General features: G+C 74.2%; 16 protein-coding genes. 10 read left to right on the top strand and 6 right to left on the bottom strand.

Going from position 1 to position 17839, the window contains the following annotated elements:
• The first annotated feature begins 223 nt into the window (after positions 1–223).
• Entirely contained in the window at positions 224–1699 is a 1476-nt protein-coding gene (locus JQX11_RS30390) for a flavin-containing monooxygenase (protein WP_204928357.1), read from the top strand.
• A 48-nt stretch (positions 1700–1747) separates the two neighbouring features.
• Positions 1748–2656 (top strand): SDR family NAD(P)-dependent oxidoreductase, encoded by a 909-nt coding sequence (locus JQX11_RS30385; RefSeq protein ID WP_204928356.1) that lies wholly within the window; start codon positions 1748–1750, stop codon positions 2654–2656.
• Between the two features lie 43 nt (positions 2657–2699).
• Here JQX11_RS30385 and JQX11_RS30380 read toward each other — a convergent pair whose 3' ends face one another.
• Positions 2700–4148 (bottom strand): cryptochrome/photolyase family protein, encoded by a 1449-nt coding sequence (locus JQX11_RS30380; RefSeq protein ID WP_204928355.1) that lies wholly within the window; start codon positions 4146–4148, stop codon positions 2700–2702.
• Between the two features lie 170 nt (positions 4149–4318).
• On the opposite strand from JQX11_RS30380, the gene JQX11_RS33235 reads away from it, so the two are divergent.
• The 5 genes from JQX11_RS33235 to JQX11_RS30360 all read left to right on the top strand — a co-directional run bounded on the left by JQX11_RS33235 (position 4319) and on the right by JQX11_RS30360 (position 8608).
• Positions 4319–4444: a hypothetical protein gene (locus tag JQX11_RS33235; RefSeq protein ID WP_269756999.1), complete on the top strand. Its 126-nt coding sequence runs from the start codon at positions 4319–4321 to the stop codon at positions 4442–4444.
• Positions 4441–5829 carry an MFS transporter gene (locus tag JQX11_RS30375; RefSeq protein ID WP_204928354.1) on the top strand — a complete coding sequence of 463 codons (1389 nt, stop codon included), beginning with the start codon at positions 4441–4443 and terminating at the stop codon, positions 5827–5829. The genes JQX11_RS33235 and JQX11_RS30375 overlap by 4 nt, the downstream gene beginning before the upstream one ends.
• A gap of 67 nt (positions 5830–5896) precedes the next feature.
• Positions 5897–6985 carry an S-(hydroxymethyl)mycothiol dehydrogenase gene (locus tag JQX11_RS30370; RefSeq protein WP_204928353.1) on the top strand — a complete coding sequence of 363 codons (1089 nt, stop codon included), beginning with the start codon at positions 5897–5899 and terminating at the stop codon, positions 6983–6985.
• Entirely contained in the window at positions 6982–7611 is a 630-nt protein-coding gene (locus JQX11_RS30365; RefSeq protein ID WP_204928352.1) for an MBL fold metallo-hydrolase, read from the top strand. The genes JQX11_RS30370 and JQX11_RS30365 overlap by 4 nt, the downstream gene beginning before the upstream one ends.
• A gap of 304 nt (positions 7612–7915) precedes the next feature.
• Positions 7916–8608, top strand: a complete 693-nt coding sequence (locus tag JQX11_RS30360) for a hypothetical protein (RefSeq protein WP_204928351.1) — start codon at positions 7916–7918, stop codon at positions 8606–8608.
• Between the two features lie 54 nt (positions 8609–8662).
• Here the strand turns inward: JQX11_RS30360 and JQX11_RS30355 are convergent, their stop codons facing one another.
• From JQX11_RS30355 to JQX11_RS30345, 3 genes are all read right to left on the bottom strand, one after another.
• Positions 8663–10288: an alkaline phosphatase D family protein gene (locus tag JQX11_RS30355; protein ID WP_204928350.1), complete on the bottom strand. Its 1626-nt coding sequence runs from the start codon at positions 10286–10288 to the stop codon at positions 8663–8665.
• A gap of 123 nt (positions 10289–10411) precedes the next feature.
• Positions 10412–11833: an MFS transporter gene (locus JQX11_RS30350; protein WP_204928349.1), complete on the bottom strand. Its 1422-nt coding sequence runs from the start codon at positions 11831–11833 to the stop codon at positions 10412–10414.
• A gap of 121 nt (positions 11834–11954) precedes the next feature.
• Positions 11955–12191 (bottom strand): hypothetical protein, encoded by a 237-nt coding sequence (locus JQX11_RS30345; RefSeq protein ID WP_204928348.1) that lies wholly within the window; start codon positions 12189–12191, stop codon positions 11955–11957.
• 139 nt (positions 12192–12330) lie between these two features.
• Here JQX11_RS30345 and JQX11_RS30340 point away from each other — a divergent pair, with 139 nt between their 5' ends.
• On the top strand, positions 12331–13488 hold the full coding sequence (locus JQX11_RS30340) for a geranylgeranyl reductase family protein (protein ID WP_204928347.1): 1158 nt from the start codon (positions 12331–12333) through the stop codon (positions 13486–13488).
• 33 nt (positions 13489–13521) lie between these two features.
• Here JQX11_RS30340 and JQX11_RS30335 read toward each other — a convergent pair whose 3' ends face one another.
• Positions 13522–14556: an NAD(P)-dependent alcohol dehydrogenase gene (locus JQX11_RS30335; RefSeq protein WP_204928346.1), complete on the bottom strand. Its 1035-nt coding sequence runs from the start codon at positions 14554–14556 to the stop codon at positions 13522–13524.
• A gap of 79 nt (positions 14557–14635) precedes the next feature.
• Here JQX11_RS30335 and JQX11_RS30330 point away from each other — a divergent pair, with 79 nt between their 5' ends.
• On the top strand, positions 14636–14812 hold the full coding sequence (locus tag JQX11_RS30330) for a hypothetical protein (RefSeq protein ID WP_204928345.1): 177 nt from the start codon (positions 14636–14638) through the stop codon (positions 14810–14812).
• Positions 14813–14879: 67 nt separating this feature from the next.
• Here the strand turns inward: JQX11_RS30330 and JQX11_RS30325 are convergent, their stop codons facing one another.
• On the bottom strand, positions 14880–16682 hold the full coding sequence (locus JQX11_RS30325; protein WP_204928344.1) for a bifunctional metallophosphatase/5'-nucleotidase: 1803 nt from the start codon (positions 16680–16682) through the stop codon (positions 14880–14882).
• 233 nt (positions 16683–16915) lie between these two features.
• On the opposite strand from JQX11_RS30325, the gene JQX11_RS30320 reads away from it, so the two are divergent.
• Positions 16916–17818: an SDR family oxidoreductase gene (locus JQX11_RS30320; protein ID WP_307826437.1), complete on the top strand. Its 903-nt coding sequence runs from the start codon at positions 16916–16918 to the stop codon at positions 17816–17818.
• Positions 17819–17839: the final 21 nt, after the last annotated feature.

Below are 17839 nucleotides of genomic sequence, written 5' to 3'. Positions count from 1 at the left end.
GTCTCCCTCGTCCGGTGGTCGTCGCCGGTGCCGGCCCCGCGTCCGGGCCGGTCCGCCCGGCCATTGTCCGCCGGGCCCCGGCCCGCCGGTCGGGAGGGTCCCGCCCGCCGACCGGGGCGACGGGTACGGCCGGGCGGTCCGGCCGGACGGGAGGGTCGGCGGCACCCGCCGGCCCGGGAGGGTGGGATAGGGTCCGGTCACCGCCTCGGACCCGGGAGATGCGATGCCCACCGACCACGTCGACGTGCTCATCGTCGGCGCGGGGTTGTCCGGTGTCGGTGCCGCCTGCCACCTGCGGCGCACCTGCCCCGACACGACGTACGCGGTCCTCGAGGCGCGGGACGCGATCGGCGGTACCTGGGACCTGTTCCGCTACCCCGGCATCCGCTCCGACTCGGACATGTTCACCCTCGGCTACGCGTTCCGCCCGTGGACCGCGCCGCAGGCCATCGCCGACGGCGACACCATCCTGCGCTACGTCCGGGAAACCGCCAGGGAGTACGGCGTCGAGGAGCACATCCGGTTCCGTCACCGGGTGCGTCGCGCCGAGTGGGACAGCACCACCGCCCGCTGGACGGTCCACGTGCACCGCGACGACACCGCCGAGGACATCGTCCTGACCTGCCGTTTCCTCTTCTGCTGCACCGGCTACTACCGGTACGACGCCGGCTACACCCCCGACTTCCCGGACGTCGGGCGGTACACGGGTCGGCTGGTGCACCCGCAGCACTGGCCCGACGACCTCGACCACACCGGCCGGCGGGTGGTGGTGATCGGCAGCGGGGCCACCGCGGTGACCCTGGTGCCGGCGCTGGCGCGGCGGGCCGGGCACGTCACCATGCTCCAGCGTTCCCCCACGTACGTGATCGCGTTGCCGGCCCGGGACCGGCTGGCCGACGTGCTGCGCCGCCGGCTACCCGCCCGCGCCGCCCACCGGCTGGTACGCGCCAAGAACGTGCTGTCCGGCACCGTCACCTACCAGCTCGCCCGGCGCGCGCCCCGGGTGGTGCGGGCGTTCCTGCGACGGGCCGCGAAGGGCCGGTTGCCCGCCGGGTACGACGTGGACCGGCACTTCTCGCCCCGCTACGACCCGTGGGACCAGCGGCTGTGCGTGGCACCCGACGGTGACCTGTTCGACGCCCTGTCCACCGGCCGCGCCTCGGTGGTCACCGACACCGTCGACGCGTTCACCCCGGACGGCGTCCGGCTCGGCTCCGGGGTGGAGCTGCCCGCCGACATCGTGGTCACCGCCACCGGGCTGCAACTGCTCGCCCTCGGCGGGATGACCCTCACCGTCGACGGCGTCGACGTCGACCTCGGCGCGACGGTGGCGTACAAGGGGATGATGCTGTCCGGGGTGCCGAACCTCGCGTTGACCATCGGCTACACCAACGCCTCGTGGACGTTGAAGGCCGACCTGGTCGCCACCTACGTGTGCCGGCTGCTGCGTCACCTGGACGCCACCGGCCAGCAGGTCGTCACCCCGGTCGCACCACCCGACGGCGACCTGTCGCCGCTGATCGACCTGCGGTCCGGGTACGTGCTGCGCAGTATGGACACGCTGCCCCGGCAGGGTGCCCGCGCGCCGTGGCGGCTGCACCAGAACTATCCCCGCGACGTCGTGCTGATGAAACACGGTCGGCTCGTCGACGAGGGGGTGCGTTTCTCCCGGGCGACCGCCGACACCCCGGTCGGCTGAGCCCGTCCCCACCGTCCTATCGTCTCTTTCCCGCAGCAAGGAGGCCGCGTGCGTAACTTCGACTTCACGGCCGGGACCGCCGTGGTCACCGGTGCCGCCAGCGGAATCGGCGAGGCCCTCGCCCACGGGCTGGCCCGCCGCGGCAGCGACCTGGTCCTGCTCGACCGCGACGGCGACCGGCTCGACGCGGTGGCCGCCGCGGTCCGCGCCACGCATCCCGGGCGTCGGGTCGACACCCACCTGGTCGACCTGGCCGACCTGTGCACCACCGCCCGGGTGGCCGAGGAGGTCATGGCCCGGCATCCCCGGATCCGGTTGCTGGTCAACAACGCCGGGGTGGCTCTCGGCGGCCGGTTCGACCAGGTCACCATGGACGAGTTCCACTGGGTCGTCGACATCAACTTCCGGGCCCCGGTGCAGCTCACCCACGCCCTGTTGCCGGCGTTGCGGGCCGAACCCGGCGCGCACCTGGTCAACGTGTCCAGCCTGTTCGGGCTGATCGCCCCGGCCGGCCAGGCCGCCTACGCGGCCAGCAAGTTCGCCCTGCGGGGCTTCACCGAGGCGCTGCGGCACGAGCTGGCCGACGACGGCATCGGGGTGACGTCGGTGCACCCCGGCGGCATCGCCACCCGCATCGCCCGCAACGCCCGGGTCGGCAGCGGGGTGCCCCGCGAGGAGTTCGACGCGGCGCGGCAGCAGTTCGAGAGGCTGCTGTCCATCCCGCCCGGACGGGCCGCCGAGGTGATCCTGCGCGGGGTCGAACGTCGGCGTGGCCGGGTGCTGATCGGCTGGTCGGCGAAGCTGCCCGACCTGCTGGCCCGGGTCGCGCCCGGATCGCACGGCCGGCTGGTCGCCGCCGGGGTCCGGCTCGTCGGTGGTCCGGGCCCGCGGTCCGCGCCGGCCGCCCGGGTGGCGGCCCCGGTGCCGACGGAGCTACCCGCCGGTGAGGTCGCCTGACCCGGGTCGGGGCACGACGCCGCCGGCCGCGACGGAGGGCCGGTCAGGGCGGGTTGCTGCCCCGCTTCTCCTCCTGCGCCAGCACCGCCTCCCGTAACTCCGGGTCGTCGCGGGCGGCCAGTTCCGCGGCGAGCCGGGGGTCACCCACCAGCCGCTCCCGGTTGCGGTGCAGGAACGCCGCGAACCCGCCGGTGTACGGGCAGGCGAGATCACCGAGTTCCCGGTCCGGCTGGTAGCGGCAGCCGGTGCAGTAGTCGCTGATCTCGTCGATGTACCGGCCGTCCACGGCGTACGGGCGGGTGTCCACCCGGGCCAGGTCGGCGTACTGGCTCATGCCGAGCACTGTCGTGTTCATCACCCATTCGGCGCCGTCGACGAAGCTGCGCTGGAACCAGTCGACCAGTTCGGTCGGCCGCCAGCCGCGCTGCAACGCGTGGTTGCCGAGCACCAGCAACCGCTGGGCGTGGTGTACCCAGGCCCGGTCCCGGACCCCGGCGAGCACGTCGGCCAGGCAGCGTGCCTCCACCGCGTCGGCGTCGAGGTCCTCGAACCACTGCGGCAGCGGTTCGGTCGCGGCCAGCCAACCGGTGCCCCGGTAGGGCGGGTCGACGTACCAGTAGAGCTGCCAGAGGAACTCCCGCCAGCCGAGCACCCCCCGGACGAACGCCTCCACCGAGGCCAGCGGGGCGTCACCCGACCGCCACGCCGCCTCCGCCCGGGACACGGCCGCCGCCGGGTCGAGCAGCCCGAGGTTGAACGCGGCGGAGAGCATCCCGTGCGCCAGCACCGGGTCCTCGGCGCTCATCACGTCGCCGTAGCGGCCGAACGCGGGCAGCCGGTACCGCAGGAAGTGCGCCAGCCGGTCCTCGGCCTCGGCGGCGGTGGCCGGATGGGAGCGGGGGGCGTCCCGGCCGACGAACCGCACCCCGTCGCGTTCCCACCGGTCCAGGTCGGCCCGCACCCCGGCGTCGATGTCGTCCTCGACGATCGGCGGTGGGGGTGGCACGTCCAGGGTGCGTCCGGCCGGGGCGCCGCGGTCATCGTCGGCCGGGCCGGGGCCGGTGAGCACCCCGTGGCGGCGCTTGGCGTACCGGTAGAAGTCGACCATCCGCAGCGGCCCGCGCCGGGGCCGGTCCGCCCAGTCGGCGAAGTCGGCCCGGTCGGTGACGAAACCCCGGGGCGGCAGGACCGTCAGCCCCGGCACGGACCGGACGAAGTCCCGGGCCGCCCGGGTGCTCGGGTGGCAGACCTCGACCGGGCCGTCGACGGCCGCCAGGGCCTCCCGGAACGTCGCGGTGCGCAGCAGCACCGCCCGGTCGCCGAGTTCGGCGGCGCGGTGGCGCAGCGCGCTGAGGATGAGGTGCGCCTTCTGCCGGTGCAGCCGCCGACGCCGGAACAGGTCGGAGACCTCGACCAGCAGCACCGGTTGCTGGTCGTCGTCGAGGAAGTGCGGCCCGAGTTGATCGGCGAGCAGCCACCGGCGGGGAGACATGCGTCGATTGTGCCCGCCGTCCGGTCACCCCACGTGCCGGGGTCGATCGGTCGCGGTGATCGCCCCTGCCCGCCCGGCCGGCGACCGCTCCTTCCGTCCGACAGTGGCGCGGGCCACCGGCGTCGCACCCGCCGCCGCCCGCCCCGCCGGCCCCGACGCACCATGGTGGTATGACGGATAGCCGTACGCCGATGTTCCCGTGCCGGGGCGCCACGCGGACCAGCTGGTTCCCGGCCCGCTACGGCCACCACGTCGACGGATCCGGCGCGGCGGACGCCGGCCCGACCCACCGGTGAGCGTCGTCTCCGCGCCCAGCGTCCGGCGCGCCACCGTGGTCTGGGCGGTGGCCGTCACCGCCTACCTGGCGGCGGTGTTCCACCGCAGCTCCCTCGGGGTGACCGGGGTGGAGGCCACCCACCGGTTCGCCATCAACGCCTCCGCGCTTGCCGTCTTCTCGGTCGCCCAGCTCGTCGTCTACGCGGCCATGCAGATCCCGGTCGGCGTGCTGCTGGACCGGTACGGTTCCCGCCGGCTGCTGCTGGCCGGCGGCACGCTGATGGTCGCCGGGCAGCTCTGCTTCGCCGTCGCCACCGACGTGCGGCTCGCCGTCGCCGCCCGGGTGCTGGTGGGCCTCGGCGACGCGATGACCTTCATCAGCGTGCTGCGGATCGTCGCGTTCTGGTTCCCGGGCCGGCGTAACCCCCTGCTGGTGCAGCTCACCGGCATGGTCGGTCAGCTCGGTGCGATCCTCGCCGCGGTGCCGCTGGTGGCGCTGCTGCACCGGGCCGGCTGGACCCCGGCGTTCCTGGTCGCCGCCGGGTTGGGGGCGACGACGGTGCTGCTGGTGCTCGTCGCCGTCCGGGACGCCCCGCACGTCGGGCCGGGGGCCGCCGTGACCCCCGCCCTGTCCGTGGTGCGGCGGGAACTCGCCGCCGCCTGGGCCCAGCCGGGCACCCGGCTGGGCCTGTGGACGCACTTCGTCGCCCAGTTCTCCGGGGCCGTGTTCGCGCTGCTGTGGGGGTACCCGTTCCTGGTGCAGGGGCAGGGGCTGGCGCCGACGGCCGCCGCGTCCCTGCTCAGCCTGATGACGGTCGGGACGCTGGTCGCCGGGCCGGTGGTCGCCCACCTGTGCGCCCGGCACCCGTTCCACCGCTCGGCGCTGGTCCTCGTGGTCACCGCGGCCAGCGCCGCGGTCTGGGCGGTCGTGCTGGCCTGGCCGGGCCGCTCGCCGCACTGGCTGCTGGTGGTCCTGGTGCTGGTGCTGGCCCTGGGCGGCCCCGGCGCGGTGATCGGCTTCGACTACGCCCGCACGTTCAACCCGGTGCACCGCATCGGCAGCGCCACCGGCATCGTCAACGTCGGCGGGTTCGTCGCCTCGATCGTGCTGGTGCTGGCGATCGGGGTGGTGCTGGACCTGACCACCCCGGCCGGCGCGTCGGCCCCGCCGCTGTCGGCGTTCCGGTGGGCGTTCGCCGTGCAGTACCTGCTCTGGGCGTTGGGTGCGGTCCAGGTGCTGCGGTACCGCAACGCCGCCCGGCGACGACGCGCACCGGCCACCGACGCCGGGCCGGTGGCGACGCCGGAGGTGACGGTGTGCGTACCGCCGGGGGAGCCGGCCGACGGTGGGGGTGAGCGGGCGGCGGGCGGCGAGTCCGGCGGACCGATGGGTCGGGCGGCATGATCGCGGTAGGTTCGGCGGTGAGCGGGACCCATCCGGCCGTCGGGCCGGCAGGCAGGGAGGACACAGCGTGAGCCAGGAAGTCCGGGGCGTCATTTCACGGAGCAAGGGCGCTCCGGTCGAGGTCACCACCATCGTGGTGCCCGACCCGGGGCCCGGCGAGGCGGTGGTGCGGGTGCAGTCCTGCGGGGTCTGCCACACCGACCTGCACTACCGCGAGGGCGGCATCAACGACGACTACCCGTTCCTGCTCGGCCACGAGGCGGCCGGGGTGGTGGAGCAGGTGGGCGAGGGCGTCACCGACGTCGCCCCCGGCGACTTCGTGGTGCTCAACTGGCGTGCCGTCTGCGGGCAGTGCCGGGCCTGCCGCCGGGGCCGGCCGTGGTACTGCTTCAACACCCACAACGCCGCCCGCAAGATGACCCTCACCGACGGCACCGAGCTGACCCCCGCCCTGGGCATCGGCTCGTTCGCCGAGAAGACGCTGGTCCACGCCGGCCAGTGCACCAAGGTCGACCCGGCGGCCCGGCCCGCCGCCGTCGGGCTGCTCGGCTGCGGGGTGATGGCCGGCCTCGGCGCGGCCATGAACACCGGGCAGGTCACCCGGGGTGACTCGGTGGCCGTCATCGGCTGCGGCGGGGTCGGCGACGCGGCGGTCGCCGGGGCCGTCCTGGCCGGCGCGACCACGATCATCGCGGTGGACACCGACGGCCGCAAGCTCGACTGGGCGCGCCGGTTCGGCGCCACCCACACCGTCGACGCCTCCGCCGAGGACGCCGTCGAGGCGATCCGGGCCGCCACCGGCGGCTTCGGCGCGGACGTGGTGATCGACGCGGTGGGCCGGCCGGAGACCTGGAAGCAGGCGTTCTACGCCCGGGACCTCGCCGGCACCGTCGTGCTGGTCGGGGTGCCCACCCCGGAGATGACCGTCGACCTGCCGCTGCTGGACGTCTTCGGCCGGGGCGGCGCGCTGAAGTCGAGCTGGTACGGCGACTGCCTGCCCAGCCGGGACTTCCCGCTGCTCACCCAGCTCTACCTGCAGGGCCGGCTCGACCTGGACGCCTTCGTCACCGAGGAGATCGCCCTGGACCAGGTGGAGGAGGCGTTCCGCCGGATGCACCACGGGGACGTGCTGCGGTCGGTGGTGGTGTTCCCGTGACCGCCCGGATCGACCACGCCGTCACCTCCGGCACGTTCTCCCTCGACGGGCAGACCTTCGACGTCGACAACAACGTCTGGGTCGTCGGCGACGACACCGAGTGCGTGGTGCTGGACGCCCCGCACGACGTGGCGGCGATCCGCCGGGTCGTCGGCGACCGGCGGGTGGTGGCGATCCTCGCCACGCACGCCCACGACGACCACGTCCGGGTCGCTCCCGACCTGGCCAAGGCCACCGGCGCACCGATCCTGCTGCACCCCGCCGACCGGGTGCTGTGGGATCTGGTGCACCCCGGGCTGGCCCCCGACGGGGAGCTGACCGACGGGCAGGAGATCACCGTCGGGGACACCGTCCTGCGGGTGCTGCACACCCCCGGGCACAGTCCCGGCGCGTGCAGTTTCCACGCCCCGGCGCTGGGTGCGGTGTTCACCGGCGACACCCTGTTCGCCGGGGGACCGGGGGCGACGGGGCGGTCGTACAGCGACTTCGCCACGATCGTCGAGTCGATCCGTACCCGGCTGCTCACCCTGCCGGCGGACACCGTGGTGCACACCGGGCACGGCGACGACACCACCGTCGGCGCGGAGGCCCCCCACCTGCAGGAGTGGCTGGCCCGCGGCCACTGAGGCCGGCTCCGCGCGTTCCGTTCCACCGTTCTGGCCGATATGGCGGTATTCGGGCTCCTCCGATGCCGCCATATCGGCGTTTCTGTGCCCCGGGGTCGGCGGATGTCCCGGTCCGGGGGGTGTGTCCGGTCCCCGGGATGAGCCGGGCCACAGCCCGAGCTGGCCTACGCATTTCCGGAATGACGGACAGGGGCGGTGGGTTGTGTTCCCCGTACGCCGGTCACCACACCTCCGGCCGGCGGGGCAGTTCCCCCGAGGCCCGCTCACCCCGGAGCGCGTCGCCACGATCGAAAGGGCAACCATCGTGAAGCTGGACTTCACCCGATGGCTCCCGGCCATCGCGAAGGACCGCAAAACCGCTTTGAGCATCGCCGGCGTCGCCGCCCTCGGCGGCCTGGCGTTCGGACCGGCCGCCGTGGCCGCCCCCGTCACCAGCGGCCCCCACGAGGGGGCCCGTGCCGCGATCGACCTGGCCACCGGCAAGGGCCGGCAGGGCGTCACCGTCGAGTCCGGCCTGACCACCGGCACCCCCACCACCGAGGTGCCGGCCGGCAAGCCGAGCACCGACGACCTCATCCCGCGCGGCGTCGAGGGCGCCCAGTCCCGCGTCCCGCTCGACGACGCGCAGCTCGCCAACGCCAAGGAGATCATCGCCGAGGCCAAGCGCAGCGGCGTGGGCGAGCGCGGCGCGGTGATCGGCGTGGCCACCTCGCTGCAGGAGTCGAAGCTGTACAACCTGGGGCACCTCGGCGCGTACAACGACCACGACTCGCAGGGCCTGTTCCAGCAGCGCCCGTCGTCGGGGTGGGGCACGCCCGAGCAGGTCACCGACCCCCGGTACGCCTCCCGGGCGTTCTTCGGCGCGTTGAAGAACGTGCACGGGTGGCGGGACCTGCCGCTGACCACCGCCGCGCAGACCGTGCAGGTCTCGGCGTACCCGTACGCGTACGCCCAGTGGGAGCAGCAGGCGGCGGACATCGTCCAGCAGCTCTGGTGACCCACGACCGGCCGGTCCCCTCGACGGGGGCCGGCCGGTCGGCGTCTGTCCGGGTCAGGCCGGGGCGTCCTCCCGGCGCAGCTTCGCCGACCCGGCCCCGACGGAGAACCCGGCGGCCCAGCGGCTCGCGCTGTCGGCCCGGGTCCGGTCGAGCAGGTGGTACCAGTCCATCCGGCAGCGCTGCGGGGTCACCTCCAGCACGCCGTAGCCGTGCCCGTCCAGCTCCGTCCACTTCACGTGCGGGTTCGTCGAGCGCAGCAGGGTCGCGCCGAGCAGGCTCAGCCCGTTGCCGGCCGGCAGCCCGAGGACGTCGTCGAGGTTGTCGCTGGTCACCGAGGGCACCACGAACTCGGCGGCGGCCGGGTTGGTCAACCCCGTCGAGCGGGTGGTCACCTCGCTGGCCCACGAGGTGTGGATGTCGCCGGTGAGGAAGACCACGTCCCGGGTGCCGGTGGCCCGCAGGTGGTCGACCAGCCGGTCCCGGTCGGCGTTGTAGCCGTCCCACTGGTCGGGGTTGAGCACCGCGCCGTTCTGCGGGATGCCGAGCAGCTTGGCCAGCGGGCCGAGCAGCCACGCCGGCAGCGAACCGAGGTCGACCCGGGCCATCATCACCGGGTTGCCGACCAGCTTCCACTGTGCCGTCGACCCGGACAGCCCGTCGGCGAGCCACCGCAGCTGGGCCGCGCCGGCGATGGTGCGGGCCGGGTCGTCCACCGCCGTGCCGCCGGCCTGCTGCGACCGGTACGACCGTAGGTCCAGCATGGACAGCTCGGCGAGCCGGCCGAAGCGCAACCGCCGGTAGATCGTGCCGTCCGCGCCGATCCGTACCGGCATCCACTCCTGGTACGCCTGCCGGGCGGCGGCGACCCGGTCGGACCACGCGCCCTCGCTGCCCGGGGTGTGGTTCTCCGCCCCGCCCGACCAGGCGTCGTTGGCGACCTCGTGGTCGTCCCAGGTGATCACCCAGGGTAGGGCGGCGTGCAGCGCCTGCAGGCCCGGGTCGGTCTTGTAGAGCGCGTGCCGGACCCGGTAGTCGGCCAGGGTCAGCGTCTCGTGTTCGGGCGCGACCGGGCGGACCACCGTGCCGCCGGCGTCGAACTCGCCGGTGCCGTACTCGTAGAGGTAGTCGCCGAGGTGCACGACCAGGTTGAGGTCACCCCGGTCGGCCAGCCGCCGGTAGGCCGCGAAGTGCCCGGCCTCCCAGTTCGCGCAGGACACCACGCCCAGCCGCAGCCGGTCGATCGCCGCGTCGGCCGCCGGGGCGGTCATCGTCCGACCGGTCGGCGACCAGGTGTCACCGTGACCGAACCGGTACCAGTAGGTCGTCGCCGGGGCCAGTCCGGTCACCGTGACCTTGACGGTGTGGTCGCGGGCCGGGCCGGTCGGTGCCACGCCCTGCGCGGTCACCGTGGCGAAGTCGGGGTCGGCGGCGACCTGCCAGCGCACGTCGACGTCCGGGCCGAGGCCGGAGCCGGGCAGCGCCTCCGCCACGGGGGTGACCCGGGTCCACAGCAGGATGCCGTCGGGCAGCGGATCGCCGGAGGCGACCCCGTGCCGGAACGCGCCGTCCGCCGCGTGGGCGGGACCGCTCGCGGCGAGGGTGGTGCCGGCGAGGACGGCGGTGCCGGCGGAGGCGCCGGCGAGGCGCAGCAGGGTACGACGGTCGAGGGTGTTCGTCATGGTCTATGTGTCTACCGGGTGCTGCGGTGCGTGCGCAGCCCCGTGCGGTGAGTGTTCGCCGACGGTTCCCCCGCGGTTGGTGTCGTCGGTGGACTCCGGTTCCGGCGGCGGTGCGCGGCGGACTCAGCGGCGGTGGGCGGCGCGGTGGTTCAGCACGATGTCGGTCGCCGCGGCGACCAGGGCCAACGCGACGATGCCCATGGCCAGCAGCAGGGAGTGCCGGAACGCGGCGGCCCACTGGCCGTCGGTGCTGGCCAGCGACGAGAAGAACAGCGCGCCGACGGCGGCGATGCCGGCGGCCGACCCGATCCGCTGCCCGGTCTGCAACATGCCGGCCGCGCTGCCCGCCTGCGGCACCGGCACCTCGGACAGGGTCAACGTCTGGTTCGGGGTGATCACCAGGCCGCTGCCCAGCCCGGCGAGCAGCAGGGGCAGCGCGGTGAGCAGCGGGACCGAGCCGTGCGGGTCGCCGCGCAGCACGAACACCACCCCACCCAGCCCGACCAGCACCATGACCAGCCCGATCCCGACCAGCGGCCGGCCGAACCGGTTGACCAGCCGGCCACCCAGGGCGGCGGCCAGCGCCGAGCCGAGGGCGAACGGGGTGATCGCCAGGCCGGCGGTCAGCGCCCGGTAGCCGAGACCGTTCTGCAGGTAGAGGGTGAAGATGAAGAAGATCGCGGTGAAACCGCCGAAGTAGATGAGCGCGATCACCGCCCCGATCGTGTACGACCGCAGCCGGAACAACCCCAGGTCGAACAGGGGCGTGCGGGTGCGCCCGTACCGGTGCTCCCAGAACCCGAAGCCGGCCAGGACCACCAGCCCGGCCGGGATCAGCGCCCACTTCCACGGGCTGGGCCACTGTTCCCGCTGCACCAGGGGCAGCAGCAGGAGTGTCACGCCGACGCCGAGCAGCAGCACCCCGAGCGGGTCGAGGCGGTGCCGGTCGAGCCGGCCGGCGGCCCGGGTGGGCAGCAGCCGCCAGCCGAGCAGCACCGCGAGCACCCCGACGGGGACGTTGACGAAGAACACCCACCGCCAGCCGTGGTCCTCCCCGCCGAGTTGGATGAGCAGGCCGCCGAGCAGGGGGCCGACGGCGGTGGAGATGCCGATGGTCGCGCCGAGCAGGCCGAACGCGCGACCCCGCTCCGCGCCCCGGAACAGCTGCTGGATCAGGCCGGTCACCTGCGGGTTGACCACTCCGGCGGCGACGCCCTGCAGGAGCCGGGCGGCGACCAGCCAGGTCGGGGACTGGGCCAGCCCGGCCAGCGCGCTGGTGACGGTGAACAGGGCTACCCCGACGACGAAGGCGTTACGGCGGCCCCGGGCGTCGCCGAACCGGCCGGCCGGCACCAGGACCAGCCCGAAGGTCAGCGCGTAGCCGGACAGCACCCACTGCAGGTCGCTCGGGCTGGCCTGCAACGACCGTTCCATCGACGGGATGGCGACGTTGACGATGCTGACATCCAGCAGCGTCATGAACGCCGCGACCAGGCCGACGCCGAGGGCCTGCCAGCGGCGGCGGTCGTCGGTGGGGCTGCTCATGGGACCGTCGGCGGTGGCGCGGTCCCGCACGGACCGGTGATCGGGCATGCCGCAGCGCTACCCGCGGGCCGGTGCGGCAAACCGGTGTCCGGCCCGGCCGCCCGGCGGGGCGCGGCGGCGCTCACGCCGGCTGGCGGGCGCACCAGCGGGGGCCGAAGTCCAGCCCGGCCAGCGGCGAGTCCTCCCGGTGCAGCAGGCCCTTCTCGGTGAGCTGGCGCAGGGGCGCGTGGACGTCCTGCTCGGCCAGCCCCGCCTCCTCGGCGATCAGGTCGGGGTAGGGAACCTGACTGCGTGTCTCCAGCACGCTGACCGCCTCGTAGACGCGCACCTCGACCTCCGACAGACGTACCTGCTGCATCGTGCCCCTCCTTGCCGTCACCCCGGCCGGCCGGTCGGGCGGTCCGGGTGGCGCGGCTTACCCGCTGGCCGCCCGACGATGCCTGCCGACGGCCGGTCGTGCGCGCTACCGGACGGGCCGGTGCCCTAGGCTGGACGGCATGATCATCTGGGATCTCGTCGTGGTCGGTGCCGGGCCGGCCGGGCTCAGCGCGGCCCGGGAGGCCGCCGCGGCCGGCGTGCGGACGCTGGTGCTGGACCGGGCCGTGCACCCCCGCTACAAGACCTGCGGAGGTGGCCTGATCGGCACGTCGCTGTCGATGGTGGCCGGCCGGATCGAGGTGCCGGCGCACGACCGGGTCGACCGGGTCACCTTCACCCGCGACGGCCGGTGGGGCTTCACCCGCCGGCACGGCACACCCCTGGTGACCATGGTGCGCCGCGAGGAGTTCGACGACCGGCTGCGCGCGGCGGCGGTGTCCGCCGGGGCCGAGGTCCGCGAGGGCGTCGCCGTACGTGCCCTCGACCAGGACCCCGACACGGTACGTGTCCGACTGGCCGACGGTTCCACGGTGACCGCCCGGACGGTGATCGGGGCCGACGGTTCCGCCGGGGTGACCGCCCGGCACGTGGGGGTCCGGTACGGGCAGGTGGATCTGGGCCTGGAACGGGAGTTGCCGGTGTCACCCGCGCAGGCGGCCCGCTGGCGGGGGCGGCTGCTGCTGGACTGGGGCCCGTTCCCCGGCGCGTACGGCTGGGTGTTCCCCAAGGGGGACCTGCTCACCGTCGGCGTGATCGGGGCCCGGGGCGAGGGGGAGCGCACCCGTGCCTACCTGCACCGCTTCCTCGACCGGCTGGGCCTGGCGCAGGTGCCCGCCGCGCACGACTCCGGGCACCTGACCCGGTGCCGGGTCGACGACTCGCCGCTTGCCCACGGCCGGGTGCTGGTGGCCGGGGACGCGGCCGGCCTGCTGGAGCCGTGGACCCGGGAGGGGATCAGCTACGCGCTGCGCTCCGGGACGCTGGCCGGCGCGGCGGTCGCCGCCGGTGACCTGGACCGCTACCCCCGCGAGGTGCACGAACGCCTGGTGCCGTCGATGCGCGCCGGGCGGCGGATGCTGACCCTGTTCGCCCGCCGCCCGGAACTGTGCCACGCGTTGGTGGCGACCCCGGCCGGCTGGTCGATGTTCGTCCGGTTCTGCCAGGGCCGGCTGAGCTTCGACCGGACCATGGACCGGCTGCCGGTGCGGGCCGTGGCGGCCCTGCTGGACCGGCGGCCCGCCCGGGGCCGGCGGCCGGCCGGGCCGCCCGTGCCCTGACCCGCCGGCCCGTGGCGGGCCGATGGAGCCGGGTCAGGGCACGATCACCGCGCGGCCGTGGATCTCGCCGGCCCGCAGCAGGTCGTACGCCTCGGGCGCGCGGTCCAGCGGGAAGGTCTGCACGTCGGCGGTGAGCAGCCCGGCGCGGCCCAGGGCGATCACCTCCTGGAGTTCGGCCCGGGTGCCCCAGAACGGGACCGTGACGCTGGTCTCGAACGGCACGGTGGGCGGTGCGTCGGCGACCGGCCGTACCGGCATGGTGCCGCCGCCCAGCCCGACCAGCAGCAGCCGGCCACCGGTGGCCACGACGCCGCGGGCGGTGGCGAGGGTGGCGTCCACCCCGACGCAGTCGATGACCACGTCCGCGCCGTCGGGGGCCGGGCCGACCAGCTCCCGGATCCGGTCGACGGTGTCGGGGCCGGCCGGCACCACGTGGTGCGCGCCGACCCGGGTGGCCAGGTCGAGGGCGGCGACGTTGCTGTCCACCGCGATGATCCGTACTGCGGTGGTGGCGGCGAGGATCTGCACCGCCATGTGCCCCAGCCCGCCGATGCCGATCACCACGGCCGACGTGCCGGGCCGCAGCGCCGGCCGGGCCAGCTCGATCGCGTGGTACGGGGTCAGCCCGGCGTCGGTCAGCGGCGCCGCCTGGGTCACCGCCAGGTCACCGACGGGCAGCAGCCGGGAGGCCGGCACCACCACGTGTTCGGCCAGCCCGCCGTCGCGGCTGAGCCCGATCCCGCCGAGCGGCACGGTGCGGCACTGGTTCTCCAAGCCCCGCAGGCAGCCCCGGCAGGTGCCGCAGCCGATGATCCCGTAGACGGCGACCCGCTCCCCGGCGGACCAGCCGGTGACGCCGTCGCCGAGGGTGTCCACGGTGCCGGCGATCTCGTGGCCGAGGGTGATCGGGGTGGGGAAGGCACCCGGCGGGGCGTCGAGGATGTGCAGGTCGGAGTGGCAGGCCCCGACCGCGCCGACGCGTACCAGCACCTCGCCGGGGCCGGGTGTCGGGGTGGGCACCTCCACCTGTTCGAGCACCCCGGGGGCGGTCATCCGTACCGCGCGCATGGTTTCGTCCTCTCGTCGCCGACGGTCCCGCGCGCTTACCCCTCCCGCCGGCCTTGATGCCGGGTGCACACTGAGCGTCATGAGCGAATCGTTCACCGACGAGCAGTACGCGTTCCTGCGGCACGCGCGCTTCGGCGAGCTGCCACCGTCGGTACGCCCCGACGAGCGGTCGGCGTCGACCGAGACCGACCCGCCCCGCTACCAGCCCGATCCGACTCCCGGCCAGTACGAGCAGGACCTGCGCGCGGGCGGCTGAGCCCGCGGGGCCCCGGGGTGGCACCCCGGGGCCCGTCGACCTGCGCGGTGAGCGTCGGCCGGGCGGCTCAGAACACCGGCACGCCGGCGCGGACCAGCCGCCAGTTCGGCCCGAAGAAGTCGGCCGGGTCGATGGTGCCCCTGGCCTGCGCCCAGTCGATGAGCAGCTGGCGGATCTCCTGCTGCGCGTTGTAGACCTGGGTCTTCACGATGCCGGGGAAGTTCCCGCCGCCGCTGCGCCGGTAGTTGTTCACCGCGACCACGAACTGCGCGTCGGCGGCGACCGGGGTGTCGGTGCCGGGCAGCACCAGCCGGGTGATCCGCTGCCCGACCGGCCGGGAGACGTCGATGTCGTAGTCCAGCCCGGAGATCACGTCGTAGTTGTAGTCCGGCACGGCCGGGTCGCTGATCGTCGCCGGGTCGACAGGTGCGCCGACGGGCAGCGTGGTGAAGTACTTCGCCGAGTACTCCAGGTACGCCGTCACCTCGGCCCCGGTGAGCACCACCGCCTCCAGGGTGTTGTCGTAGACGTACAGCCCGGCGACGTCACGGATGCGCACGTCACCCTGCGGGAACACGGCGGTGCGGCTGAACGGCGCGGCGATCGACAGCACCGGCAGCGCCGCGTACGGGCCGCCGGTGAGCGCGGCGGTGACCACTTCGGTCTGCACGTGGTTGATGAAGTCCAGGATCGGGGTGTCCCGGTAGCGCGACTCGGCCGCCGACAGTTCCTGCGCGGACCGGGCGACCACCGTGTTGACGTACCCGACGGTCTTGTCGTGCTGGCCCCGCACGGCGGCGAGCACCTTCGGGTCCTCGACCACCGTGTTGGTGTTGAGCATGGTGGCGCCCTTGGCGACGACCTTCCAGCGGCCCCGCTCCCGGGTGAGGGTGAAGTCCATCCGGGTCAGCCGCTGCCCCCACTTGGACGGTTCGGCGGTGAGCACCTGCGCACCGGTGGCGGTGTTGGTGACGAACTTCTCCACCACCTCGTTGTGGGCGTGGCCGAACAGGATCGCGTCGATGCCGGGGACCTGCTGGGCGATCAGATTGACCGGGTTCTCGTTGGGCAGCTCCGGGCCGTAGCTGGAGGTGCCGCTGTCGCCACCGTGGGCGGAGAGGATGACCAGGTCCGCGCCGCGTGCCCGCATGACCGGCACCCACTTCGCGGCGGTCTCCACCATGCCGGGGAAGACCAGCTTGCCCTCCACGTTGCCCTTGTCCCAGATGGCCACCCCGGGGTTGGTCAGGCCGAGGATACCCACGGTCAGGGTCGGCGAGCCGGGCCCGCCGGGCCGCACCCGCTTGAGCACGTACGGCTGGAACGCCGGCTTGCCGGTCTTCGCGTTCACCGCGTTCGCGGCCAGCGCCGGGAAGCCCAGCTGGTCGATCCAGGTGGCCAGCAGCGGCAGCCCGTAGTTGAACTCGTGGTTGCCCAGCGTCACGGCGTCGTACCGCAGGATGTTCATCGCGCGGGCCATCGGGTGCGTCGCGCCGGTGACGGTGATCGGCTCCTGCTTGGCGTAGTACGTGGCCAGCGGGGTTCCCTGGATGGTGTCGCCGGCGTCGAGGACCAGGGTGGCCCGGCCCCGGCGCTCGGCGCGGATCTGGTTGACCAGGGTGGCGAGCTTGGCGATGCCGACGTCGTTGTGCTTGCTGTCGTCGAACTCGGCGTCGCGGTAGTAGTCCCAGTTGTAGACGTTGCCGTGGGTGTCCGAGGTGCCCAGGACGGTCAGGTCCCAGGTCTTCGGACCCTTCGGGCCCTGCCGCTGCGCCGCCTGGGCGGGCGCGCCGGCGATCAGCGGGGCGGTGGCCGCGGCGGCGGCGACGGCCAGCACCTGGCGGCGCGACGTGCCGGGGGAGGAGGTCATGGGGGTGCCCTTCGACGGGGATGGACGCGCCTCGTAAGCGCCGTTGCGCACCATAACGAGCAGCGGTCACTCCTGCCACAGTGGCCCGCACTGTTCCACCACCGCGCCGTCGCCGGCCACCCGCCTGTCACACCGCCGTCGTCGGATGCCCGCGCGGGTTGTTTCCGGCCGATCCGTCGGGGTAGGTGACCGAGAGACCCAGAACGCACCAAACCAGACAGGGGAGCCGCACGGTGAGCCAGGACCAGTACACCCCGCAGGACCCGAACACCCAGTACGGCCACCAGGAGGGTCAGTCGGCCCAGCAGCAGTCGACGCCCGGCCGGACCGACCGGATGGGTCCGGAGCCCGACCACGGCGAGACGTCGTACCGGGGCAGTGACCGGCTGGCGGGCAAGCGGGCCCTGATCACCGGCGGCGACTCGGGCATCGGCCGGGCGGTGGCGATCGCGTTCGCCCGGGAGGGCGCCGACGTGGTGGTGTCCTACCTCGACGAGGACGAGGACGCCGACGCCCGGGAGACCGTCCGGCTGATCGAGGAGGCGGGCCGCCGGGGGGTCGCGGTGCGCACCGACCTGACCGACGAGCAGCACTGCCGTGACCTGGTCGACCGGACGGTGACCGACCTCGGTGGCCTGGACATCCTGGTCAACAACGCGGCCTACCAGATGGCCCAGGACGACGGCATCGAGGCGATCAGCACCGACCAGTTCGACCGGGTGATGAAGACCAACCTGTACGCGATGTTCTGGCTCTGCCGCAGCGCCCTGCCGCACCTGAAGGAGGGCGCGACGATCATCAACACCACCTCCATCCAGGCGTTCGACCCGTCGCCGCCGCTGCTGGACTACGCCACCACCAAGGCGGGCATCGCCAACTTCACCAAGGGGCTCGCCGCGCAGCTCGCCGACCGGGGCATCCGGGTCAACGCGGTCGCACCCGGCCCGATCTGGACGCCGTTGATCCCGGCGACCATGCCGCCTGAGAAGGTGGAGCAGTTCGGCACCGACACCCCGCTGGGCCGGCCCGGGCAGCCCGCCGAACTGGCCCCGGCGTACGTCTTCTTCGCCTCCCAGGAGTCCAGCTACGTCACCGGGGAGATCCTGGGCGTGACCGGCGGCCGGTTCACCAAGTGACCGCCCCGTCGGCCGGGCCGG

The organism is Micromonospora humida, assembly GCF_016901255.1.
In the GTDB taxonomy this organism is placed as follows: Bacteria; Actinomycetota; Actinomycetes; order Mycobacteriales; family Micromonosporaceae; genus Micromonospora; species Micromonospora wenchangensis.
The sequence above is the reverse complement of the archived record's forward strand: the minus strand, read 5'-3'. Positions and strand labels throughout refer to the sequence as shown.